The sequence below is a fragment of the Bradyrhizobium sp. USDA 3311 genome, assembly GCF_054062495.1.
Genome location: NZ_JBSSFI010000001.1, coordinates 7983890 through 8006225, shown reverse-complemented (window position 1 = coordinate 8006225; position 22336 = coordinate 7983890). Strand labels below are relative to the sequence as shown.

The 22336-nt window shown below is 64.7% G+C and carries 20 protein-coding genes and 1 pseudogene; 13 read left to right on the top strand and 8 right to left on the bottom strand.

The window, feature by feature from the left end:
• Window positions 1-20 precede the first annotated feature (20 nt).
• Window positions 21-482, bottom strand: coding sequence for an Lrp/AsnC family transcriptional regulator (locus tag ACVWW6_RS38160; RefSeq protein ID WP_027546512.1), 462 nt, complete (start codon window positions 480-482; stop codon window positions 21-23).
• Between the two features lie 133 nt (window positions 483-615).
• Here ACVWW6_RS38160 and ACVWW6_RS38155 point away from each other — a divergent pair, with 133 nt between their 5' ends.
• Together ACVWW6_RS38155 and ACVWW6_RS38150 are read left to right on the top strand one after the other, a co-directional pair.
• Window positions 616-2979: a transketolase gene (locus ACVWW6_RS38155; RefSeq protein ID WP_456682569.1), complete on the top strand. Its 2364-nt coding sequence runs from the start codon at window positions 616-618 to the stop codon at window positions 2977-2979.
• Window positions 2980-3228: 249 nt separating this feature from the next.
• Window positions 3229-4659, top strand: a complete 1431-nt coding sequence (locus tag ACVWW6_RS38150) for an aldehyde dehydrogenase family protein (protein WP_161535906.1) — start codon at window positions 3229-3231, stop codon at window positions 4657-4659.
• Window positions 4660-4877: 218 nt separating this feature from the next.
• On the opposite strand, the gene ACVWW6_RS38145 is transcribed toward ACVWW6_RS38150, so the two are convergent.
• Entirely contained in the window at window positions 4878-5846 is a 969-nt protein-coding gene (locus ACVWW6_RS38145) for an SMP-30/gluconolactonase/LRE family protein (protein ID WP_161535905.1), read from the bottom strand.
• A 91-nt stretch (window positions 5847-5937) separates the two neighbouring features.
• Between ACVWW6_RS38145 and ACVWW6_RS38140 the strand changes: the two genes are divergently transcribed.
• The 3 genes from ACVWW6_RS38140 to ACVWW6_RS38130 all read left to right on the top strand — a co-directional run bounded on the left by ACVWW6_RS38140 (window position 5938) and on the right by ACVWW6_RS38130 (window position 8279).
• Entirely contained in the window at window positions 5938-6762 is an 825-nt protein-coding gene (locus tag ACVWW6_RS38140) for an NAD-dependent epimerase/dehydratase family protein (RefSeq protein ID WP_271558339.1), read from the top strand.
• 328 nt (window positions 6763-7090) lie between these two features.
• Window positions 7091-7387: a hypothetical protein gene (locus ACVWW6_RS38135; protein WP_028174799.1), complete on the top strand. Its 297-nt coding sequence runs from the start codon at window positions 7091-7093 to the stop codon at window positions 7385-7387.
• Window positions 7388-7499: 112 nt separating this feature from the next.
• A complete protein-coding gene (locus ACVWW6_RS38130; protein ID WP_028174800.1) occupies window positions 7500-8279 on the top strand; it encodes a hypothetical protein in 780 nt (259 codons plus the stop codon).
• Window positions 8280-8331: 52 nt separating this feature from the next.
• Here ACVWW6_RS38130 and ACVWW6_RS38125 read toward each other — a convergent pair whose 3' ends face one another.
• Window positions 8332-9237 (bottom strand): transglutaminase family protein, encoded by a 906-nt coding sequence (locus ACVWW6_RS38125; RefSeq protein WP_011085605.1) that lies wholly within the window; start codon window positions 9235-9237, stop codon window positions 8332-8334.
• Window positions 9238-9430: 193 nt separating this feature from the next.
• On the opposite strand from ACVWW6_RS38125, the gene ACVWW6_RS38120 reads away from it, so the two are divergent.
• Together ACVWW6_RS38120 and ACVWW6_RS38115 are read left to right on the top strand one after the other, a co-directional pair.
• Window positions 9431-9694, top strand: coding sequence for a GlsB/YeaQ/YmgE family stress response membrane protein (locus tag ACVWW6_RS38120; protein ID WP_028174801.1), 264 nt, complete (start codon window positions 9431-9433; stop codon window positions 9692-9694).
• 23 nt (window positions 9695-9717) lie between these two features.
• A complete protein-coding gene (locus ACVWW6_RS38115) occupies window positions 9718-10131 on the top strand; it encodes a hypothetical protein (protein WP_456682568.1) in 414 nt (137 codons plus the stop codon).
• A gap of 44 nt (window positions 10132-10175) precedes the next feature.
• Here the strand turns inward: ACVWW6_RS38115 and ACVWW6_RS38110 are convergent, their stop codons facing one another.
• Both ACVWW6_RS38110 and ACVWW6_RS38105 read right to left on the bottom strand, forming a co-directional pair.
• Entirely contained in the window at window positions 10176-11105 is a 930-nt protein-coding gene (locus ACVWW6_RS38110) for a hypothetical protein (RefSeq protein WP_456682567.1), read from the bottom strand.
• Window positions 11106-11330: 225 nt separating this feature from the next.
• The gene (locus tag ACVWW6_RS38105; RefSeq protein ID WP_060912985.1) at window positions 11331-12014 is read right to left on the bottom strand and encodes a GntR family transcriptional regulator; all 684 of its coding nucleotides are present in this window, start codon (window positions 12012-12014) and stop codon (window positions 11331-11333) included.
• Window positions 12015-12189: 175 nt separating this feature from the next.
• Here ACVWW6_RS38105 and ACVWW6_RS38100 point away from each other — a divergent pair, with 175 nt between their 5' ends.
• The 4 genes from ACVWW6_RS38100 (at window position 12190) to ACVWW6_RS38085 (ending at window position 17090) form a co-directional block, all read left to right on the top strand.
• Window positions 12190-13908, top strand: coding sequence for an IlvD/Edd family dehydratase (locus ACVWW6_RS38100; RefSeq protein WP_456682566.1), 1719 nt, complete (start codon window positions 12190-12192; stop codon window positions 13906-13908).
• 61 nt (window positions 13909-13969) lie between these two features.
• The gene (locus tag ACVWW6_RS38095) at window positions 13970-14965 is read left to right on the top strand and encodes a TRAP transporter substrate-binding protein (RefSeq protein ID WP_011085611.1); all 996 of its coding nucleotides are present in this window, start codon (window positions 13970-13972) and stop codon (window positions 14963-14965) included.
• A 209-nt stretch (window positions 14966-15174) separates the two neighbouring features.
• On the top strand, window positions 15175-15753 hold the full coding sequence (locus tag ACVWW6_RS38090) for a TRAP transporter small permease (protein WP_028174806.1): 579 nt from the start codon (window positions 15175-15177) through the stop codon (window positions 15751-15753).
• Window positions 15750-17090 carry a TRAP transporter large permease gene (locus tag ACVWW6_RS38085; protein WP_028174807.1) on the top strand — a complete coding sequence of 447 codons (1341 nt, stop codon included), beginning with the start codon at window positions 15750-15752 and terminating at the stop codon, window positions 17088-17090. Before ACVWW6_RS38090 ends, ACVWW6_RS38085 begins: the two co-directional genes overlap by 4 nt.
• A gap of 2 nt (window positions 17091-17092) precedes the next feature.
• Here ACVWW6_RS38085 and ACVWW6_RS38080 read toward each other — a convergent pair whose 3' ends face one another.
• Window positions 17093-17887 (bottom strand): enoyl-CoA hydratase/isomerase family protein, encoded by a 795-nt coding sequence (locus ACVWW6_RS38080; RefSeq protein WP_028174808.1) that lies wholly within the window; start codon window positions 17885-17887, stop codon window positions 17093-17095.
• A 228-nt stretch (window positions 17888-18115) separates the two neighbouring features.
• On the opposite strand from ACVWW6_RS38080, the gene ACVWW6_RS38075 reads away from it, so the two are divergent.
• Window positions 18116-19336 (top strand): NAD(P)/FAD-dependent oxidoreductase, encoded by a 1221-nt coding sequence (locus ACVWW6_RS38075; RefSeq protein WP_456682565.1) that lies wholly within the window; start codon window positions 18116-18118, stop codon window positions 19334-19336.
• Between the two features lie 51 nt (window positions 19337-19387).
• Here ACVWW6_RS38075 and ACVWW6_RS38070 read toward each other — a convergent pair.
• Both ACVWW6_RS38070 and ACVWW6_RS38065 read right to left on the bottom strand, forming a co-directional pair.
• Window positions 19388-20297, bottom strand: a pseudogene (locus ACVWW6_RS38070) (ribokinase).
• A gap of 17 nt (window positions 20298-20314) precedes the next feature.
• Window positions 20315-21208: a sugar kinase gene (locus ACVWW6_RS38065; protein ID WP_011085617.1), complete on the bottom strand. Its 894-nt coding sequence runs from the start codon at window positions 21206-21208 to the stop codon at window positions 20315-20317.
• Between the two features lie 224 nt (window positions 21209-21432).
• Here ACVWW6_RS38065 and ACVWW6_RS38060 point away from each other — a divergent pair, with 224 nt between their 5' ends.
• Window positions 21433-22281, top strand: a complete 849-nt coding sequence (locus ACVWW6_RS38060) for a VOC family protein (protein WP_028174812.1) — start codon at window positions 21433-21435, stop codon at window positions 22279-22281.
• The last annotated feature ends 55 nt before the right edge of the window (window positions 22282-22336 follow it).

Below are 22336 nucleotides of genomic sequence, written 5' to 3'. Positions count from 1 at the left end.
GAAATAACCCGGCGGGGCCATCAGACCGGCAACGCGATCGAATATTTCACCTGACTGAGCGCAAAGCTCGACTCGATCGAGGCGATGCCGTCGAGCCGGGTCAGCTTGGTCTTCAGGAAGGTTTCGTAGGAGGCGAGGTCGGCTGCGACCACGCGCAACAGATAGTCGCGGTTGCCGGTCATCAGATAGCACTCCAGCACCTCGTCCCATTTCGAGATCGCGCGCGCGAAGCGGTTGAGGTCCTCCTCCTTCTGTCGCGCCAGCTTGATCGAGATGAAGACGCTGACATGCAGGCCGAGCGCCTTCTGGTCGACGGTCGCGATATAGCGCGAGATGACGCCGCGCTCCTCCAGGAGCTTGACACGGCGATGGCAGGGCGACACCGAGAGCCCGACCTTGTCGGCGAGCTCCTGCATGGTCAGCCGGCTGTCGTTCTGGAGGTAGCTGAGGATCTTGCGGTCGATGGCGTCGAGCTCGGGCATTGGGATGAAACCTGGGTCAGGGGGCATTCGATTGGTAAAATATCCCAATATCGGCAGGTATGGCGCGAAAAATTGAGAAGTTTGGCGGGGCCGGCAGGCGTATCATCGGGGCGTCATTTTCCGGAGCATCGCCATGCCCGTCGATTCCGCGCGCCTCGAAACCCTGACCGCCCTCAGCCGCAAGGCGCTGTGGCTGTCGTCATGGACCATCCACCACGCCAACCATATCCGTGCGAACGCGGACGGGTTGAAGGTCGGCGGCCACCAGGCCTCGTCGGCCTCGCTCGCCACCATCATGTCGGCGCTGTATTTCCATGTGCTGCGCCCTGAGGACCGCGTCGCGGTGAAGCCGCATGCGAGTCCGGTGTTCCACGCCATCCAGTATCTGTTCGGCCGGCAGAGCCGCGAGAAGCTGGAGAATTTTCGCGGCTTCAAGGGCGCGCAGTCCTATCCCTCGCGCACCAAGGACGTCGACGACGTCGACTTCTCGACCGGTTCGGTCGGCCTCGGCGTCGCGCAGACGCTGTTCGCCTCGCTGGTGCAGGACTACGTCAAGGCGCATGGCTGGATGAAGGACCGCCGCGAAGGGCGGATGATCGCGCTGGTCGGCGATGCCGAGATGGACGAGGGCAATATTTTCGAAGCGCTCGCTGAGGGTTGGAAGCACGGCCTGCGCAACACCTGGTGGGTGGTCGACTACAACCGCCAATCGCTCGACGCCGTCGTGCGCGAAGGGCTGTGGGAAAAGTTCGAGACCATGTTCCGCAATTTCGGCTGGGACGTCGTCATCGTGAAATACGGCCGCCTGATGCGCGAGGCCTTTGCCGAGCCCGGCGGCGAGGCGCTGAAGAGGTGGATCGACAATTGCCCGAACGCGCTTTATGCGGCGCTGTGCTTCCAGGGCGGCGCGGCCTTCCGCAAGCATCTGCACGACGAGATCGGCGACCAGGGGCCGATCACCAAACTGATCGACAAGCGCAGCGATGAGGAACTGCTGGCGCTGATGTCGAACCTCGGCGGCCATGACATGGCGAGCATGCTGGAGGCGTTCGAGTCCATCGACCACGACCGTCCGGTCTGCTTCATCGCCTACACCATCAAGGGCGTGGGCCTGCCGTTCCAGGGCCACAAGGACAACCACGCCGGCCTGATGACGGTCGCGCAGATGGAGAAATATCGCGAGAGCCAGAGCATCCGCCCCGGCTACGAGTGGGACAAGTACGAGGGCCTCGCGCTGGCTCCCGCCGAGCTCGATGCCTTCCTTGCGCGCGTGCCGTTCAACCAGGACGGCCGCCGGCTGACCGCCCCGGTGGTCGAGGTGCCCGCGCAACTCGCCTTCAAGCCGGCGCCGCAGATGTCCACCCAGCAGGGCTTTGGCCTCGTGCTGAACGAGATCGCGCGCGGCGACAGCGAGCTCGCCAGGCGCATCGTCACGACCTCGCCCGACGTGACCGTTTCGACCAATCTCGGCCCGTGGGTGAACCGGCGCGGCCTGTTCGCAAACGCCGAGAAGGCGGACTTATTCCGCAGCGAGAAAATTCCGTCCACCTACAACTGGGACGCCTCGCCCAAGGGCCAGCATCTCGAGCTCGGCATCGCCGAGATGAACCTCTTCATCATGCTCTCGGCGCTCGGCCTGTCGCACCAGATCAACGGCGCGCGGCTCTTGCCGGTCGGCACGCTCTACGACCCCTTCATCGAGCGCGGCCTCGATGCGCTGAACTATGCCTGCTATCAGGATGCGCGCTTCATGGTGGCGGCGACGCCGTCAGGGATCACGCTTGCGCCCGAGGGCGGCGCGCATCAGTCGATCGCGACGCCGCTGATCGGCATGGCGCAGGATGGCCTCGCCTCGTTTGAGCCGGCCTTCGTCGACGAGCTCGCCGTGATCATGGGCTGGGGCTTCAATCACATGCAGCGCGATCCGGGCGAGGGCGGTTCCGTCTATCTGCGGCTCTCGACGCGCAGCATCGAGCAGGCGCAGCGGATCATGACGCCGGAGCTTCAGCAGGGCATCACCGATGGCGCCTATTGGCTGCGCAAGCCGGGCCCCAATGCCGAGCTCGTGATCGCCTATACCGGCGCGATGGCGCCCGAAGCGATCGAGGCGACCGGCTTCATCGGCGAGAGCCGGCGTGACATCGGGCTGCTCGCGATCACATCGGCCGACCGCCTGCATGCGGGGTGGACCGCAGCACGGAAATTGCGGCGTGACAGGCGCGGCGTGCAGCACCTCAGCCATATCGAGAAGCTGCTGGCACCGCTGCCGCGCGACTGCGGCATCGTGACCGTGATCGACGGCCATCCGTCCGCACTCGGCTGGATCGGCAGCGTCCGCGGCCACCGCGTCGAGGCGCTCGGCGTCGAGCAGTTCGGCCAGACCGGCAGCATCGCCGACCTCTACCGCCACTACGGCATCGATGCCAACGCCATCATCGATGCGGCCGAAAGCCTCACCACCGGCGCGCCGGTGCTGCATCGGAAGATGGCGGTGTAGTGGAAGTAACTACGTCGTCATTCCGGGGCGCGCGTTAGCGCGAACCCGGAATCTCGAGATTCCGGGCTCGGCTCTTCGAGCCGTCCCGGAATGACGCCTGAGGGAGCCTTGCCTCGTTCCCGCCATCGGCTCATATATCCTCCGTCCGCCGCAACGCTGGCCCCGCATATGGCGGGTTCAATTGCCGGCGCTTTCGTGCAAGGATGCCTGCCGAAACGCCCCCACCATGCCCCCAAGAAGAGGTTAACGATGGTCAATCGCATGCAATTCTACATCGACGGCGCCTGGGTCGATCCCGCCGTCAAGAAGTCCACCGCCGTGGTCAATCCGGCGACGGAAGAGGCGATGTACGAGGTTGCGCTCGGCTCCAAGGCCGATGTCGACAAGGCCGTTGCCGCCGCCAAGCGCGCCTTTGCAACGTTCTCCCAGACCAGCCGCGAGGAGCGCGTCGCGCTGCTCACGAAAATCATCGAGATCTACAAGGGGCGCCTCAAGGAGATCGGCGCCGCCGTCTCCGACGAGATGGGCGCACCGCTGCCGATGGCGGAGAAGCTGCAGGCCGGCGCCGGCCTAGGCCATCTCATGACCACGCTCGACGTGCTCAAGAACTATCATTTCGAGGAGCCGGTCGGCACCGCCATGGTGCTGCGCGAGCCGATCGGGGTGGTCGGCATGATCACGCCCTGGAACTGGCCGCTCAACCAGATCGCCTGCAAGGTCGCGCCCGCACTCGCCGCCGGCTGCACCATGATCCTGAAGCCGTCGGAGTTTACGCCGACCTCGGCGCTGATCTTCGCGGAAATCCTCCATGAAGCCGGCGTGCCGAAGGGCGTGTTCAACCTCGTCAACGGCCTCGGCCCCGAGGTCGGCGCCGCCATGAGCGAGCATCCCGATATCGACATGATCTCGTTCACCGGCTCGACCCGCGCCGGCATCGACGTGGCCAAGCGCGCCGCGCCGACCGTGAAGCGCGTCAGCCAGGAGCTCGGTGGCAAGTCGCCGAACGTCATCCTCGAAGGCGCCGACCTCACGAAGGCGGTGACCGGCGGCGTGATGCACATGTTCAACAACTCCGGCCAGTCCTGCAACGCGCCCTCGCGCATGATCGTGCCGCTGTCGAAGATGAAGGAAGTCGCCGCGATCGCGAAGGCCGTCGCCGACAAGACCAAGGCGGGGGATCCGCGCGCCGAAGGCACCACCATCGGCCCCGTGGTCAACCGCGGCCAGTGGGACAAGATCCAGGGCCTGATCAAGAAGGGCATCGACGAGGGCGCAACGCTCGTCGCCGGCGGCCCGGGCCTGCCCGAAGGCGTCAACAAGGGCTTCTACGTCCGTCCGACCATCTTCGCCGACGTCACTCCCGACATGACGATCGCCCGCGAAGAGATCTTCGGACCGGTGCTGACCATCATCGGCGCCAAGGACGAAGCCGACGCCGTGCAGATCGCCAACGACACGCCCTATGGTCTCGCCGGCTATGTCTCGGCCGACACGGTCGAGAGCGCCAAGCGTGTCGCCCGCCAGATCCGCGCCGGCAACGTCAACCTCCAGGGCGTGCCCAACGACCGCACCGCACCGTTCGGCGGCTACAAGCAGTCCGGCAACGGCCGCGAGTGGGGCAAGTACGGCCTCGAGGACTTCCTCGAAGTGAAGGCCGTCGCCGGCTTCAACGCGGCGTAAGGCTTAGCGCCTGAACCAACATGACGCCGGAGCGGGAAACCGCTCCGGCGTTTTTCGTTTGGTCTCTCTCCCGTCATTCCGGGGCGTCGCGAAGCGACGAGCCCGGAATCCATTTTGCCTCGAGCGCTGCCGCACGATGGATTCTCAGATGCGCAATTGCGCATCATAGCTCGCGCCGAAGACGGCGCGCCCCGGAATGACGGAGGAGAGAGCTGCGCCTATCCCCCCAGCGCGCCTTGCGTGTTCACATACAGCGCGTAGATCGACTGGCTCGCCGCCATGAACAGGCGGTTGCGCTTGACGCCGCCGAAGCAGAGATTGGCGCAGCGTTCGGGCAGGGCGATGCGGCCGATCATGACGCCGTCGGGCGCGAACACCACGACGCCGTCGAGCTCGGGATCGCCCATGCCCCAGCCGCACCAGAGATTGCCGTCGTTGTCGCAGCGCATGCCATCAGGCGTGCCGGGACCTGCGTCGATGTGCACGCGCTTGTTGGAGATCGTGGTGCCGTCGGCTGAGACGTCATAGGCGAGGATCTTGCGGTTCGGCACGCCGCGCGATTCCACGACATACAGAATCTTCTCGTCCGGCGAGAAGCACAGCCCGTTCGGCCCGAGCACGCCCTCGGCGACGATGGTCGCCTGGCCGGCTGCGGGATCGAGCCGGTAGACATTCGGCTCGATCTCGGGCTCGGCCTTGTAGCCTTCGTAATTGCCGAGCAGGCCGAAGGTCGGATCGGTGAACCAGACGGAGCCGTCGGATTTCACCACGACGTCGTTCGGCGAGTTCAGCCGCTTGCCGCCGAAGGAATCCATCAGCACCGTGATGCTGCCGTCATACTCGGTGCGGGTTACGCGGCGCCCGCCATGCTCGCAGGTGACGAGCCGGCCCTGGCGGTCGCGCGTGTTGCCGTTGGCGAAATTGGAGGGCTTGCGGAACACCGAGACGGCGCCGGTCTCCTCCTCCCATTTGATGATGCGCTGGTTCGGGATGTCGCTGCACAGGAGATAGCGGCCGTCGCCGAACCACACCGGACCCTCGGCCCAGCGCAGGCCGGTCGTCAGCCGTTCCACCGCCGACAGTTTCAGCCAGTATTTTTCGAAGCGGGGATCGAGTGCCTTTATCGCCGGATCGGGGTAATAGGTCGCCGGCCGCCAGCCTTGAGTGTGGGACGATGCATCGTTCATGTGCAGGTCTCGTTGTTGCGTTCCCTCTGTCCAAGTCTGCTAGCATCAGTTATCTACGGCCGCAAATCGGTCACCACAGGCGAGGGAAGACATGCCGCGTATTTTGATGACGGGAGCTTCGGGCGGAATCGGCACGAGCCTGCGAAAGCTGCTGCCGCCGATCTATCCGGATCTCCTGCTCTCCGACATCAAGCCGCCCGCCGATCTCGGCGCGAACGAAAAATTCAAGGCGGCGGATCTCGCCGATCTCGCGCAGTGCGAGGCGATCTGCGAGGGCGTCGACGGCATCATCCATTTCGGCGGCTATTCGGTCGAGGGCCCCTGGAACGACATCCTCCAGGCCAACATCATCGGCGGCTACAATCTGTTCGAGGCGGCGTACCGCAAGGGCGTCAAGCGCGTGGTGTTCGCCTCGTCCAACCACGCCGTCGGCTTCTATCCCCGCCACCACAAGATCGGGACCGATGTCACCCCGCGCCCCGATGGCCGTTACGGCGTCAGCAAGGTGTTCGGCGAGGCCGTCGGTGCGCTCTACGCCGACAAGCACGGCCTGAAGGTGACGTGCCTGCGCATCGGCAATTTCGGCGACATGCCGCTCGACCAGCGCCGGCTCTCGATCTGGCTGAAGCCCGACGACCTCGTGCAGCTCTGCCGCATCGGGCTCGAACATCCCGACATCCATTTCGAGGTCTTCTACGGCGCCTCCCTCAACGAGCGCGCCTGGTGGGACAACCACCGCGCCTACGAATTCGGCTATCGCCCCACGGGACGCGCCGAGGATTTCCGCGAGCACGCGATGGCCGAGCAGGCCAAGCTGAAGCCGGATCCGGTCGGCGACCACTACCAGGGTGGCGCATTCTGCAGCAACGAGTTCGACGGCGATGCGAGCCGCATCATCGACTGGACCAAGCGCTAGCGTCGTTGCCTGGAGGAATGCAGGTGCGCTCTCCCGGCCCCGCTTGCGGAGCCGGGAGAAATTCACTCGTGCGGTGAGCGTTGGGATTCCCGGTGGGGCGGGCCAGACTGGTGGAGGGGCCCCATCCCGAGTTGACGCGCATACGATCGTGATGGCGGCAGATATCCGAACGGCTCCTTGCGACTAACGTCTGTGTGCACACCGTAGAGTTCCGGATTTCCGTTTTTGGAAATAGGCGTTCTATTGTCGGAACACGTCAACGTTTCTTCTATGCATTGCGTTGCGCGGAAGTGACCGCCCTTTTCATTCTAGCGATTGTGGAAGCAAGATGCGCAAGATGGTTCTGTCAGGGGCCGCGGTGTTGACTGTCGTTCTCGTCGCGGCAGCATCCTGGCCAACGCCACGTCCGGATGTGGATCGATTCGGGGACAGTGTCTACGAAACCATCTGGTTCTGGCGCATCCCGGCCTACGCCTACAATCCGGCCTGGCGCGTGCGCTGGATGTGGAGCGATCCGCTCCGCGCGCAGGCAAGATGCTGCCGGATCACGCCGCAGCCAGTGTCCGGACCGGACTTGCGGGTTCCTCCGGCCGGTCAGACGATCGCGCGCTTGGCGGGCAAGTAGAGCGGCTCGCTGATCAAGAGCTTCATGGGACCGCGCGCTGAAATTCGCGCTTTCCACCTTGCGTGTGAATCGCAAGGGTGCCGAGCGTCTGATACGATCTTGAGGCGTCCGGGTGCGTCGCACGCTGCTGCCAGGCAGGCGCGTGGTTCCAGATATCTTGCATTTCTCTTCAAATGAGTTCCTTGCTTTAAGCTTAACCAGAAACCTGATCTTCGATTTACAGAAGCAATTCACAGTTTACCTTGTTCTTGAATCGGCAATTCAAGGACGCCAAACAATGCGCCGCTTAGCGCCCAACCTATGTCTTGTTATTGTTCTGGCGGCATCCAGTTTCAGCGCGCATGCCGACGAGAACAAATCTGGCGGCAGCTCCGCGTCGCTTGTTCCCCGCGCCAGGATCGAATGTTCGCTCAAGCGCAAGCCCGGCGAACCTCTCGATCCCCCGTCAACGGCGGCCATTCCCCACGCGGAATCCTTCGTTGCGAGCGAGCATTTCAAGGAGGACATCACGCCGACCGCGCCTGTCAAGATTTCGTGGCTCGGCGCGACCTTTGCGCGCCGGTTCGCCGTCAAGGTCGAAGCCGCGGACGATACGTCTCTGCAGACGCATGTTTTGAACAATCCCTCGAATTCCGGGCAGATCCTCGGCGAGCTGGGCGCTCGCGCCGAGAGCAAACTTGCCGACATCTGGTGTCTCTTGAGGCTGCAGGCCAACGGCGAAAGCGGGGCGCTGCAGACCAGCTCCGCTCCCAACCTCTTCTTTGTCCGTGACGGCGCGGGCGATCTTGGCGTGGTTGATGCCCTATGGGGTGGCGCTGGCTGGGAAATCGGGGCCAGTCCGGTCGGAAACCAACGGGCATGGACGTCAGGCACGCGCGTCTTCTCTCACTGACATCATCCGGCCCTCGCCCGGCCTCGGGACGTTTGACCGCCGCGCCTGTGGCCTATCCCTCCGAAGGATCGAGCATTTCGCTGAGCTTGCGAACGGCGACATTGATCGACATGCCGAGGTAGTCGCCGGAATCGCCGAACCACGAGCCGGCCAGCGGCACGGCCTGCCCCGGATGCCGCGCTATGGCCACCGGGATGAGGTCGAAGCCGGCGCTCAGGCTGTTCGTTGGATCGTAATCGAGCCAGCCAGCGCCGGGCAGGAATACCTGCACCCATGCATGGGTGGCGCCGGAGCCGGTCATCCCCACGGCGCCGCCGTCGAGCGCGGCGTCATAGAGATAGCCGCTGACGAAGCGCGCGGCAAAGCCGAGGCGGCGCAACGTCTCGATCATGAGCCAGGCGAAGTCCCGGCAGGTCCCGGATTTCGTACGCAGCGTCTCGCCGGGGGACTGGGTGCCTTCCGCATCTCTTCCGCGATAGCTGAACTCGCTGCGAAACAGGCCCAGCATCCGGCGCAGCACGTCGGCGGTCCGGTCCTGATCGCCGGCAACGAAGCTCTTGGTCCACGCCGCATGGCTGCCGTCTGGATCGTCGGCATGCGGACGCAGGTATCCTGCAAGATCGGTCCACTCATCCGGCGTGTACTGCACGGGGACTTCCTCGGCCCGCGGCTCCAGCGGAAACGTCTCCAGCCCCTTGACGCCGAAATAGATGCCGCGAACCTTGAAGGTGAAGGTCAGCTCGCTGCCGGGCTCGCTGAAGTCCATCACGGTGACGGCATTCGAGCGGGCGTCGGTGATCCAATGCACCTTTGATGGCAGACTGGTCGACGCGGACCAGCGAAGCAGCCGGGTGGAGGCGCCGCGCCGCGGCAGGAACATGGCCCGGTGCGTGCCGAACGTCACCGGCTTTGCATAGCGATAGGTCGTCGTGTGCGTGATCTCGCCGATGATCGCCATGCATCATCCCGCTTCGCGTTGCGGAGCTCGTTGAGCGCCGTCTCACCAGGAAGAGCAGCCTGCAGCTTTCCGCTCGGCTGCTTTGGCCCATTGATCTAGATCAACGTCGTTCCCGGCGTCGTCTGGCCCATCAAGCGATCACGCATTCCTTCAGACGTTTGATGTCTCGAATTGACCGAATGGAGCGATGGACATGAGCATCCTTTGGACGATCATCATCGGATTTCTCGTCGGACTGGTCGCGAAGTTCATCATGCCCGGCGATAAGTCCGAGCCCAGAGGGTTCATTTTGACCACGGTCCTGGGAATTGTCGGCGCGTTCGTTGCGACCTGGCTCGGCCAGGCCGTGGGATGGTACCGGTTCGGGGAGGGCGCCGGCTTCATCGGAAGCGTGGTCGGTGCCATCATCCTCCTGTTTCTGTACGGCCTTTTCATGAGTCGTCAGGGGCGCGCCTGATCGATCCACATGATCGGCCGAGCATGAAAATCAAACTGCCAGCCGTCTCGTTGCTCGTACTAATCGTGTCAGGGCCGGCGCAGGCCGCGACGCTCAGCGAGGCCGAAGCAACGTTCCTCGACCAGCTCGTCACCGCATCCGCGGTGCTGGAGCAGCGATGCACCGGCTATGAGGTCGATGGTGCCGGCAGCGTTCAACTCGGCGCGCGACTTCTCGGCAGCCCCGATGCCGCGATGGCGATGATCGACGCCTATGCTGCGGCCATCAAGGCCCATGACGGCGAGAGCTACGATCCCGGAAAATTCCGCCCAGAGGTGGCCGAGTCCGCCGGAAGGACATTCAGGCGGGTCCGGACGGACTTGATCAGGAATCCGAAACGGGCCTGCGCCGGTCATGGCGAGACCAGCGTGGCGCGCGGCCTGTTGAGACGGTACTGAATGGTCATTGCGCGCCCGGCGACGAGCGAAGCGCGTCACCGAAATCAGCCGCTGGCGATGTCGCGGCTTATCTTTTGCAACCGCGCGAAAGCTGCCCACGCTTTTGGATATTCGGCGTGTCTTGAATCGATCGTGAGCAGCGCGCGGCATGCCTCGTTGATGTCCTCCGGTGATGGGCGCATCGAAATGTCGGCCGACGACTCCGCCTGCTTCCAGCGGTCCTCGACGTCTTTCGCCAGGGCCAGTGCTTCGGACGGGGTTCGTTTCCGGGTTGATCTCGCCAATGCGTGATCCGGAGGAAATGTGGGCCACGCGGCCGGAGGTCGATCGGCTTGCCACTCACTCTCCTTGGCGACCCCACGGTTCGCGGTCGGGCTTGGTGGCTGTCCATTTGCAGCATCGGGCGGAACGGTCCGGGCGGCCAGCTCGCGGACCTGCTGCTCCATTGTGCCGCCAGATGACGATCCGCCCGCCGACGGTGCAGGCGTCGTGAGGCCGGGTGCAACCGACATGCGCACGTCGGGGGCGACTTTCTGAACGGTTCTGACGACCGACGACACGCCGGGTGACAGAGCCGGTCGCTGCTGCACGACCTTGTCCTCCTCAGTCGGGCAAGGTCTGTATCCCGAATGCTGATGCGTGATCCGACCGTCGTCATCGATGCGGGCAAAATCAATGGCCACGGTATAGACGAAAGCGGTTCCGATGGACTGGCCGGACTTGTCCCTTGCCTCGACACCGCCGCAAACATACCTCGCCGCGCCGGCCTCGATTGAACGCAATGCGCTGAATTTGGCCGAGTCCGGATCGATCAGCGCTTTTCGGACTGCTGCGCGCGCTTTCATATGTTCCGAGGAGAACGTGCTGATCAAGACGTCCGGGTTGATGAAAGCGGGCTGGTAGTACCACACATACTCCCCGGCAAAAAATGCTGCGCCAAAGGCCGTTGCGATCAGGAGACCAGGTACATTCATGCGATTGCTCCGGGCAATGGAACCCGGCATGGTTGTTATTTGTTCTAGAAACCATTTGGGATAGAGTCCTCTAACAACCCGTTAATCGGTTGAGCGATTGAGCAGCTTCTACCAGAAGATTATCGTCTGGTTGGATGAGTTCCGCCGGGTTCCATTGCCCCGGCGAGTGGTTCATCCTTCTCCGCATCGGCTGTTGCTGCGCCGGCGGGCCGACAGGCGCACGCGCTAGCGCTCGGTTTCGCCAGAAATCCGCGCCAGATAATCCGACTTGCTGAACTGCATGTGATCGACGCAGAGCTGCGCCAATGCCCAGCTGTCGCGGCCCTTCAAGAGCTCGATCATCAGCTCGTGCTGGCGCCGCGATTGCGCGAGCCCGTCGCGGTCGGCGAGGTTCTTGGCGCGCATCGGCAGCGTCAGGTTCATGTAGTCCTGGAGCGAGCGCACCAGATAGGGATTGCCGCAGGCGGAGAACAGCGCGAGGTGGAAGGCGTCGTTGGCTTCATGGATGCCGCGCAGGTCCTGCACGTCGGCCTTGGCGCAATATTGCCGTTGCAGCGTGGTCAATTCGTCGATCAGGCCTTGCGGCGCGGGCAGGGGGATCATCAGCGCGGCCTGCCGGGTCAGCATCTCCCGGACCTCGTAGATCTGCCGAACCTCCTCGGCCGAATAGAACCGCACGGTGGCGCCGACATTCTTCTCGCGGCGGACGATGCCGCGCCGCTCGGCAACCACCAGCGCCTGGCGCACGAAGTGGCGCGAGGTGCCGTAAGCCGACATCAGCGCGTCCTCGGTCAGGCGCGCGCCGGGCGCAAGGCGGCCGAAGATGATGTCCTCCTCCAGCCGCGCGACCACGTCGTCCGGATCGTCGCGCCGGACCGTCATGGCGTCTGCGGTGTGAATGTCGGACATCCTCTCAGCCTTCAGCACCGGGCCGGTCCGTCCTGTGGAGCAGGGAAGGGTCGGATTGTCAATAATTTGTGTCGCGGGCGGTGTCAGGAGCCGGAAATTGCCACCATAGGCGCCTGCGTTATTGACAATCAGGGGGTAGCCTGTACGACAATGGCAAGGTGAACGGAGTGGCATGATGACGAGTGGCTTGCGCAAGGGTCTGACGAGCTATGGCGATGCCGGCTTCTCGCTGTTCCTGCGCAAGGCGTTCATCAAGGCCATGGGCTATTCCGACGACGCGCTGGAGCGCCCGATCGTCGGCATCACCAACACCTACAGCGACTACAATCCCTGCCACGGCAATGTCCCCCAGATCATCGAAGCCGCCAAGCGCGGCGTGATGCTGTCGGGCGCGATGCCGTTCGTGTTCCCGACCATCTCGATCGCCGAGAGCTTTGCGCATCCGACCTCGATGTATCTGCGCAATTTGATGGCGATGGATACCGAGGAGATGATCCGGGCACAGCCGATGGATTCGGTGATCGTGATCGGCGGCTGCGACAAGACGCTGCCTGCCCAAGTCATGGCCGCGATCAGCGCCGATCTGCCGACCGTTGTCATCCCGGTGGGGCCGATGGTGGTCGGCCACCACAAGGGCGAGGTGCTCGGTGCCTGCACCGATTGCCGCCGTCTCTGGGGCAAATATCGCGCCGGTGAAATGGACGATGCCGAGATAGAGGCGGTCAACGGCCGCCTCGCGCCGTCGGTCGGCACCTGCATGGTGATGGGCACGGCCTCGACCATGGCCTGCATGATCGAAGCGATGGGCCTGTCGCTGCCGATGAGCGCGACGATCCCCGCGCCGCATGCCGAACGCTTCCGCCTCGCTGAGGCGAGCGGCAGGGTTGCGGCCGAGATGGCCAAGACCAAGGGCCCGAAGCCGAGCGAGCTCTTGACGCCGGCATCCTTCAAGAACGCGCAGGTCGTGCTCCAGGCGATCGGCGGCTCGACCAACGGCCTGATCCATCTGACGGCGATGGCGCATCGCTCGCCGCACCGGCTCGATCTCGAAGTGTTCGACCGGATCGGCCGCGAGGTGCCGGTGCTGGTCGATCTCAAGCCGTCGGGCGAGCACTACATGGAGCATTTCCATCACGCCGGCGGCGTGCCGAAATTGCTGGCGCAGCTCGGCGATCTCGTCGATCTCGACGCGAAGACCATCACCGGCCAGACGCTGCGCGATATCGCGGCGAATGCGGAAGACGTGCCCGGCCAGGACGCGATCCGTCCGCGCAATAATCCGATCAAGAAGGAAGGCGGCCTTGCCGTCCTGCACGGCAATCTCGCCCCGCGCGGTGCCGTGATCAAGCAATCGGCTGCGAGCCCCAAGCTTTTGCAGCACACGGGGCGCGCGGTGGTGTTCGAATCCGTCGAGGACATGACCTTGCGGGTCGACGATCCCGATCTCGACGTGACCGCCGACGACGTGCTGGTGCTGCGCAATGCCGGCCCGAAGGGCGCGCCGGGCATGCCGGAGGCGGGCTATCTGCCGATCCCGAAGAAGCTCGCGCGCGGCGGCACCAAGGACATGGTGCGCATTTCCGACGCGCGGATGAGCGGCACGGCGTTCGGCACCATCGTGCTGCACATCACGCCCGAGTCCGCCGTCGGCGGGCCGCTGGCGCTGGTGAAGAACGGCGACATGATCCGGCTCGATGTTGCCAGGCGCAGCATCGAGCTGCTGGTCGACGCCGCCGAGCTGGAGCGCCGGCGCGCCGCCTTGAAGCCGGCGGCGGCGCCCGAGGAGGCGCGGCGCGGCTACGCCTGGCTGTTCAACGAGACCATCATGCAGGCCGACGAGGGCTGCGACTTCGATTTCATGCAGAGGACTGGGAAGCAGACCGAGAAGGGGTGACCAACCACCCGAACGAACGCCCAGACCGCTGAAGCGGCGGGCGATAAAACAGGGGGAAACGATGATTGCACGATCCATGCGTGGGTTGGCGGTTCTGTCCGCCATGCTGTTCGTCACGGCGGCCGGGGCGCAGGAGGTGAAGCATTATCGCTTCGCCTACGACCAGCCGCGCAACACCGGCTATTCGATCGCGGGCGACCTCTTTGCCGACAAGCTCAAGGAATTGAGCAAGGGCACCATGATCATCGACCAGTATCCCGGCGCGCAGCTCGGGCAGGAGCCGCAGGTGCTCCAGCTCGTCAAAGCCGGCGACGTCGAGTTCGCCATCATCTCCTCGGCCAACACCGCGACGATCTCGCCGCAGGCCGGCGTGATGTCGCTGCACTTCCTGTTCCGCGACGAGAACCACGTCGTCAAGGGCCTGGCCGATCCCCGCGTGTTCGAAGCGCTCAAGACCATGATCGACGAGACCACGCAGGGCCTGCACGTGATCGCGACCGGCTCGCAGGGCGTGCGCCATATGTACAGCAGGCGGGAAATCCACAATGTCGGCGACGTCAAGGGCCTGAAGGTCCGCGTCCAGGCGACCGCGACCGAAGACCTGATGTTCCCGGCCTATGGCGCCCAGACCGTGCACATGCCGTTCGGCAGCGTCTACACGAGCTTGCAAACCGGCGTGGTCGACGTCGCCGAGAACAGCATCAACGTCTACCTCGTCAACAAGCACTACGAGGTCGCGCCGGTCCTCAACATCACCGAGCACGAAGCCAACAACGCGCTGGTGTTCATCTCCGACAAGCTCTGGCAGAGTCTGTCGGCGGAGCAGAAGGGGTGGGTGCAGGCGGCGGCCAACGAGATCAGCACCAAGGAGCCGCAGAAGGCGTTCGATCTCGAGCGCACGGCGGCCGACAAGCTGAAGAAGATGGGCGTCAAGATCGTCGACAATGTCGACAAGAAGAGTTTTACGGCAATCGCCGATCCCTATCTCGACAAGCTCGCCAAGGAGCTCGGCCCGCATGCCGAGAAGATCAAGAATTTGATCCGGTCGGTTAACTAACGTGATGCCGGAAGACGGTGCGCTCCTTCTCCCGCTCGCGGGAGAGGGTAGGGGAGAGGGTGTCTCCGCGGAGAGACTCCCAATGAGGAGGCTGCCCTCGCCCGGCGCTCCGCGCCGACCTCTCCCGCAGGCGGGAGAGGTTCACCCAACCAGCAGTCGCCGATTCAACTGAAGCATTCTGCACTAGGCCCGGGACGACGGGGACGTAAATGGCCATCGCCGACAAACTGCTCGTTCAGCGCCAACGCCACCTGAAATGGCGCGGGCTCGACTGGCTCGAGCTTGCGCTGATGATCCTGTGCGGCGTGCTCTGCTTCGGCTTCTCGCTGTCGGTGACCGCCGACATCGTCACCCGCACCATCGGCCATCCCTGGCTGTGGCTTCAGGAAGTCACCTCGACTCTGTTCATCTACGCGATCTTCGTCGGCACGGCGGCCGCGACGCGGCGCAACGATCACCTCTATCTCACTGCCATATCCGAGGCGATGCATGGAACGCCACGGCTGATCGTCGAAGTCATCATCCGCCTGGTCGTGCTCGGCGTCGCCTTCTGCCTGATCTGGTACGGCTACCAGAACTATCTCCGCGGCTTCGGCAGTTTTCGCCTGCCGTCGGGCACGCCGATCGCTTCGCTCTACGCGATCATCCCGCTCTCGGGCGTGCTGATCGGCCTGTTCACCATCGAGCAGCTCGTCAACGGCCTGCGCAACGGCTTTGACCATCCCGAGCCGCCGGGCGAGGATGCCGCGCCCGGCCTTACAGAGGCGCAGATGAGGGCGCAGCCATGAGCGCACCTGTCGTCCTGGCGTTGATGTCGATCTGCTTCCTGTCCTTCGGTTATCTCGGCGTGCCCGTGCCGTTCTCGCTGATGGCCGGCGTCTTCATCGGCGCGATCCTGTCCGACGTCTCGCTCGCCGCCATCATCCAGAAGATCTTCGACGGCGTCGATTCCGAGGCGCTGCTGGCGATCCCGTTCTTCCTGCTGGTCGGCGAGCTCATGAGCTCGGCCAATGTGGTCGTGCGGATCGCCAACCTGTCGGTGTCGTTGGTCGGGCACATCAGGGGCGGGCTGTCCCAGGTGGTCGTCGTCTTCAGCATGTTCTTCTCGGAGATGTCGGGCTCGACCACCGCCGACGTTGCGGTGATGAGCCGCGCGCTGGGTGGCCCGATGAAGCGCGAGGGTTATGAGCCCGCTTTCATCGCCGCGATCATCGCATCCGCCTCGACGATCGCCGCGCTGGTGCCGCCGAGTATCACGGCGGTGGTCTATGGCGCGGTCGGCAACGTCTCGATCGCCGGCCTGTTCATGGCTGGCGTGGTGCCGGGCCTGATGATCGGCATCGGCCTGATGATCTACTGCTACTTCTTCGGCCCCTCCGGCCTGCGCAAGCCGCGCGCGCCGCTGCGGCAGGTGGTGTTCGCGGCCGGCGATGCGGCCCTGCCGCTGATGATCCCGGTGATCCTGCTAGGGGGCATCTTGACGGGCTGGTTCACGCCCACCGAAGCCGGCGTCGTCGCGGTGGCCTGGATCGTCCTCGTGGTCATCCCCGCGCTCAACCGCGGCCACTTCAGGAAGATCCCCTATGATTTCTGCCTCGCCGGGCTGATCTTCTCGCTGCCGCTGATCACCATCGGCGCCGCCAACGCCTTCGGCTGGATGCTCGCTTACTTGCGCGGCGCCAGTTACATCGCCGAATTGATCACCTCGATCGCGGGTCACGATCCGCACCTGATCATGCTGCTGATGGTGCTGCTGTTCACCGTGGTCGGCGACTTCATCGAGCCGGTGCCGACCATCATCATCTTCATGCCGCTGGTCAACACGCTGACCGAGGCGGGCGACATCAATGCCGTGCATATGGGGGTGGTGCTGATCGCCACGCTCGCCTTCGGCCTGATCACGCCGCCTTATGGTTTGGTGCTACTGATGGCGTCGAAATTCGTCGGCATCAGCTTTGCCAAGGCCCTGCGCGCCGCATTGCCGATCTATGTGGTATTCCTGGCGACGATCGCGTTCGCGATCTATTTCCCGAGCGTCGTGCTGTGGCTGCCGCGCCACGTGCTGCCGGAGTCGGTCGGCTGCTTCAAGTCGCCGGCGGGGACGGGCTATATCTGTCCGCAGTAGCGCTACTTGCCCTTGCTCGTGAATTTCTTCACGGCGAGCCGAAACTCCTCCGTGTTCATCGCCATGATGATCTTGTGCTCCTCGGCGTCGAGCTGCTGTTTCACTGGCGTGGTGGCCGCCTGGTAGACCAGCGACTTGGTGCCGGCGATCGCGGCAGGCGGGTTCTGCGCCAGACGCTCGGCGAGCTGCCGCGTCGCCGCCTTCAGCTCGGTCGCGGGAACGATCTTCGCGACCAGGCCCCATTCATGGGCCTGCTGCGCGGTAAAATTGTCCTCCGACAGGAAGATCTGGAGCGCGCGGCGGGAGCCGACCGTGCCGACGATGCCCACTGTAGAGCCGCCGTCCGGCGACACCCCGATCTTGGCATAGGCCGGCGTGAATTTGGCGTCCTCCGCGGCGATGCAGAGATCGGTGACGAAGGCGAGGCCCATGCCGGCGCCGGCGGCCGAGCCGTGGACGCTGGACAGCGACAGCTTCGGCATGCGCCGGATCGTCTCGATGAAGGCGTGATAGTGCTTGAGCAGCTCGCCGACGACAGGCGTCACCGTGCCCGCTTCGGCCGCAGCTCCAATCGTCTGCAGATCGCCGCCGGCCGAGAAGGCGCGGCCTTCGCCCTCGATCACCAGAACCCGGATGGCGTCGTCGCCCTCGATATAGGAGGCGAGCTGCTCGAGCTTTTGCGCAATGGCAAGGTTGATCGAGTTGAACGCGGCGGGGCGGTTGAGCGTGATGGTCGCGATCGGGCCGTCGATCCGCAGCAAGGCGGGATCGTCGGGTTGGGAGATGGGAGCTGGCATCTTGGAAATCCCCGGCATGAGGTCGTTCGTGCAACTAAATCGCAGAAGGCGAGGGGAGACAATCCCCGCGCGCCGCTCTTGCGCAAGGCGGAACGATAGGCTCAAATGGGGCCGCCTTCGTTGAGGGACGGACACGAGCGCCGGCTCCTCCTAGGCTAGCCAAGCCAATATCAGCATGAGAGGAGACGACATGGGTCACGCTCGTGTCTCCGGAAGTGGGCTGTTCCAATGACTGGCGGTCCGGTGATCATTGTCGGTGCCGGCCATGGCGGCTACCAGGTCGCGGCATCCCTGCGGCAGGCGGGTTTTTCCGACCGCGTCTGCCTGATCAACGACGAGGCGCATCTGCCCTATCAGCGGCCGCCTCTGTCCAAGGCGTACATCAAGGGTTCGGCCGGGCCGGAGAGCCTGATGTTCCGGCCGGAGAAATTCTATGCGGATCAGAAGATCGAGCTGATCGCGGGCCGCGCGGTCTCGATCGACCGCGCCGGGCGCAGGCTGCATCTCGCATCGGGCGAGATGCTTGATTACGGCCACCTCGTGCTGGCGACAGGCGCGCGCAACCGGCTGCTCGATCTGCCCAACGCCAATCTGCCCGACGTCAAATATCTGCGCATCCTCGACGACAGCGAGGCGCTGCGAAAGATCATGGCGTCGAAGACGCGGGTGGTGGTGATCGGCGCCGGCTTCATCGGCCTCGAATTCGCAGCGACGGCCCGGATCAAGGGGCTGGAGGTCGACGTGCTCGAGCTCGCCCCGCGCGTGATGGCGCGCGCGGTGACCCCGGAGGTCTCGGAGTATTTTCAGGCGCGGCATCGTGAGGCCGGCATCCGCATTCATCTCGGTGTGCAGGCAACCAGTATCGAGGCCGAGGACGGCAAGGTCACCGGCGTCTCCTTGAGCGACGGAAGGCATCTGCCCGCCGACCTCGTCGTGGTCGGCGTCGGCGTGCTGCCGAACATCGAGCTCGCGGCCGAGGCGGGGCTGCCGGTTGCTGCCGGCATCATCGTCGACGAATATCTCTCGACGGCCGATCCCGACATCTCGGCGATCGGCGACTGCGCGCTGTTCGCCAGCCCGCGCTTCGGCGGCTCGCTGCGGCTGGAATCGGTGCAGAACGCCACCGATCACGCCCGCTGCCTCGCGGCCCGGCTGACCGGCGACCGCAAGCCTTACGACAGCCATCCCTGGTTCTGGAGTGACCAGGGTGACGACAAGCTCCAGATCGCGGGCCTCACCACCGGCTACGATCGCGTCGTTCTGCGCGGCGATCCCGCCAAAAAGGCGTTCTCGGCGTTCTGCTACAGGGGCGACAAGTTGGTCGGCATCGAGTCCATCAACCGGGCCGGCGATCACATGTTCGGCCGCAGATTGCAGGGCATGGACCGCTCGATCACGCCGGAGCAGGCCGCAGACGAAAGTTTTGACCTGAAGAGCGCGCTGGCGTGAACTCTACTCCCTCTCCCCGCAGGCGGGGAGAGGCGGAGGAAGCGCCACGCTCTACAGAACGGCCGCCACTTCCGCGGCCGTCGGCATCGACGGCCCCGCGCCCATGCGCTGCACGCTGATCGAGGCGGCGGCGTTGGCGAAGGCGAGCGCCGTGCGCAGGGGGACTTCGTCGGCGAGTTGCGCCGCGAGCGCGCCGACGAAGCAATCGCCGGCGCCGGTGGTGTCGACCGCCTTCACCACGCGGCCGGGCACCGCAAACTCCTGGTCGCCGGCGAGGGCGAGCACGCCGCGCTTGCCGAGCGTGACGCAGATGGTCTGGTCCTCGCGCGCCTGAAGCTGCCGCGCGACCTGGATGATCCGCGCGGCCTCGTCGTTGTCGGACAGCTCGGTGCCGGCGAGGAAGCCGAGCTCGGTCTCGTTCAGCACGAGGATGTCGACCAGCTCAAGCAGCTCGCGGCCAAATTTTTGTGCCGGCGCCGGGTTCAGCAGCGTGGTGGGCCTCCGCCGCCCGCGCCCGCCGGAAGAAGGCGGCAATCGTGGGGAGCGGAATCTCGAACTGGCTGATGGCGACATCGCCTTTGACGAGCGGCACGACACTGACGTCGTCGGCGCCGACCAACGCATTGCTGCCGGGAATGACCACGATGGTGTTGTCGGCCGCCGCAACCGTGATGATGGCGGTGCCGGTGTGCGCCTCCGCCGTCTCCTGAACGTAGCCGAGATCGATGCCCTGACCGCCGAGGAACGCCCTCAGCTCGGCGCCGAATGAATCCTTGCCCAGGCGGCCGATCAGCGTGGTCCGGGCGCCGAGCCGCGAGGCCGCGACGGCCTGGTTGGCGCCCTTGCCGCCGGGGAAATACAGCACTTGCTTGCCGGCGACGGTTTCGCCGACTTTTGGATGGCGGTCGGCCGTCGCCACCACATCCATGTTGATGCTGCCGGCGACGTAGACGCGCCCCATTTGAACCTCTGCGAAGACTAGGCTTTGACCTCGAACTCGTGCCTGACTTTGGCGATGTCGACAAGGGTCGGCAAGCCGGCCTCATTGCCGAGCCGCTGGATCTTGAACGTCGAAGCGGCGCGGGCAAAATCAAAGTGCTCGCGCCAGCTTTTGCCGGGATGGGCGAGGTAGGAATAGACATAGGCGCCGTGGAAGACATCGCCGGCGCCGTTGGTGTCGATCACGCGCTCACGCGGGATCGGCATCGCCGGCATGATCTCGACCGCGCCTGTCTCGTTGTACCAGAGCAGACCCTTCTCACCCATGGTGACGCCGCCGATCTTGCAGCCGCGGCTCTTCAGGTAATCGAGCATCTTCTCCGGCGTCAGGTCCATCTGCTCGCAAAGGCGCTCGGCGACGATCGCGACGTCGATGAATTCCAGGAGCTCGTGCGTGTTGGTGCGCAGGCCGCCGCCGTCGAGCGAGGTCAGGATGCCGGCCTCGCGGCAGACTTTTGCATAGTGGATCGCCGCATCGGGCTGGTGGCCGTCGATGTGCAGCGCGCGGCAGCCGCCGAGATTGAGGATCGGGAACGGATGGATGTGCTCGTCGTCGCGGCAGCGGACGATGGCGCGCTTGCCGTCCTTGGGCATGATGAAGGACAGCGAGGACTGGTTCACCTTTCGCGCATGCAGCGAGATCGCGTATTTCGCGCACATGTCCTGGAACATGCGCCCCAGCCAGTCATTGGCCGCCGTGGCGATCAGGTCGGGCACGATGCCGAGCTTGGCGCAGCAGAACGCCGCCGTCACCGCATTGCCGCCGAAAGAGACCGCGTAGTCGGTCGCCACGTGCTTCTCGTCGCCGGTCGGCATGTGGTCGGTGAGGAAGACGACGTCGATATAGGTCTGTCCGATAAAGAGAGCCTGCATTGGTTGTCCGTGATGCGCTGGGTGGTCCCGGCCGGCTGCTTACCTTAGCACCGCTTCGGCGGGAGCCAAAAATATTCGCAGAGCCAAAATATTTGCAGAGTCATGGCGATAGGCGCTTGAGGTCGGTATGGGGCCGGAATACGACCGTGGCAGGGCCAGCGTTGCCCGGGCAGAGCCGACGCCCCCAGGACGTTCGGTTCCGGCTCCGTCGGGAGGGAGGGAACATGATCACCGGCCTCGATCACGTCGTCGCTTTGGTCAGGGATATCGGTGCAGCCAAGGCGGCCTATCAGACGCTGCTCGGCCGCGCGCCGGCCTGGCAGAACTCGGGTGAGGGGGCCGACCGGGTGCTGTTCACTCTCGAGAACATGACGATCGAATTGATGGCGCCGAGCGGTTTCAGCGTGACCGCCGACCGGATGCGCGCGCTGCTCGACGACCAAGAGGGCGTGCTCGCCAGCCTGTGCTTTCGTGTCGCAGACATGAGCAGGATGCACCGGCGGCTGGAGCGGGTGGCCCTGAAGCCGGATCCGGTTGCCGAGGTCGAAAGCAGCGATTCTGAATCCGATGCCGTCCTGCATTGGAAACGCACGCGCGCCGCCACCGAACTCACGCGCGGCGTGCGGATGTTCTTCCTCGAGCTTGCCGAGGAGCGCCCCAGATCGGTCGCGACCGACATCGCGCCGATCGACGCGCTCGACCACGTCGTGATCACCACCGAGGATTCCGAGCGCGCCGCCGCGCTCTATGGCGCGCGGCTCGGGCTTGATCTCGCGCTCGACCGTTCGCACCAGGATTGGGGGCAGCTGATGTTCTTCCGCTGCGGCGACCTCATCGTCGAGGTGGTGCGCCGTCCTGTGGCGGGCGGTGACCTCGCGCATGACCGTCTCTGGGGCCTGAGCTGGCGGGTCGCCGACATCGACGCCACGCGCGCCCGCCTGATCGCGAGCGGCCTCGACGTTACCGAGGTGCGCAACGGCCGCAAGCCCGGCACGCGGATCATGACGGTGAGGAACGGCACCTGCGGCATCCAGACGGTGCTCCTGGAGCGCTCGCCGAAGCCGGCGGATTGAGGGTGTCATTCCGGGGCGTCGCGCAGCGACGAGCCCGGAATCCATTCATCCATTG

Bases quoted from the DNA above. Each gene is read 5' to 3' on its own strand.
- ACVWW6_RS38160 (WP_027546512.1), bottom strand. From the start codon at position 482: ATGCCCGAGCTCGACGCCATCGACCGCAAGATCCTCAGCTACCTCCAG.
- ACVWW6_RS38155 (WP_456682569.1), top strand. From the start codon at position 616: ATGCCCGTCGATTCCGCGCGCCTCGAAACCCTGACCGCCCTCAGCCGC.
- ACVWW6_RS38150 (WP_161535906.1), top strand. From the start codon at position 3,229: ATGGTCAATCGCATGCAATTCTACATCGACGGCGCCTGGGTCGATCCC.
- ACVWW6_RS38145 (WP_161535905.1), bottom strand. From the start codon at position 5,846: ATGAACGATGCATCGTCCCACACTCAAGGCTGGCGGCCGGCGACCTAT.
- ACVWW6_RS38140 (WP_271558339.1), top strand. From the start codon at position 5,938: ATGCCGCGTATTTTGATGACGGGAGCTTCGGGCGGAATCGGCACGAGC.
- ACVWW6_RS38135 (WP_028174799.1), top strand. From the start codon at position 7,091: ATGCGCAAGATGGTTCTGTCAGGGGCCGCGGTGTTGACTGTCGTTCTC.
- ACVWW6_RS38125 (WP_011085605.1), bottom strand. From the start codon at position 9,237: ATGGCGATCATCGGCGAGATCACGCACACGACGACCTATCGCTATGCA.
- ACVWW6_RS38120 (WP_028174801.1), top strand. From the start codon at position 9,431: ATGAGCATCCTTTGGACGATCATCATCGGATTTCTCGTCGGACTGGTC.
- ACVWW6_RS38115 (WP_456682568.1), top strand. From the start codon at position 9,718: ATGAAAATCAAACTGCCAGCCGTCTCGTTGCTCGTACTAATCGTGTCA.
- ACVWW6_RS38110 (WP_456682567.1), bottom strand. From the start codon at position 11,105: ATGAATGTACCTGGTCTCCTGATCGCAACGGCCTTTGGCGCAGCATTT.
- ACVWW6_RS38105 (WP_060912985.1), bottom strand. From the start codon at position 12,014: ATGTCCGACATTCACACCGCAGACGCCATGACGGTCCGGCGCGACGAT.
- ACVWW6_RS38100 (WP_456682566.1), top strand. From the start codon at position 12,190: ATGACGAGTGGCTTGCGCAAGGGTCTGACGAGCTATGGCGATGCCGGC.
- ACVWW6_RS38095 (WP_011085611.1), top strand. From the start codon at position 13,970: ATGATTGCACGATCCATGCGTGGGTTGGCGGTTCTGTCCGCCATGCTG.
- ACVWW6_RS38090 (WP_028174806.1), top strand. From the start codon at position 15,175: ATGGCCATCGCCGACAAACTGCTCGTTCAGCGCCAACGCCACCTGAAA.
- ACVWW6_RS38085 (WP_028174807.1), top strand. From the start codon at position 15,750: ATGAGCGCACCTGTCGTCCTGGCGTTGATGTCGATCTGCTTCCTGTCC.
- ACVWW6_RS38080 (WP_028174808.1), bottom strand. From the start codon at position 17,887: ATGCCAGCTCCCATCTCCCAACCCGACGATCCCGCCTTGCTGCGGATC.
- ACVWW6_RS38075 (WP_456682565.1), top strand. From the start codon at position 18,116: ATGACTGGCGGTCCGGTGATCATTGTCGGTGCCGGCCATGGCGGCTAC.
- ACVWW6_RS38065 (WP_011085617.1), bottom strand. From the start codon at position 21,208: ATGCAGGCTCTCTTTATCGGACAGACCTATATCGACGTCGTCTTCCTC.
- ACVWW6_RS38060 (WP_028174812.1), top strand. From the start codon at position 21,433: ATGATCACCGGCCTCGATCACGTCGTCGCTTTGGTCAGGGATATCGGT.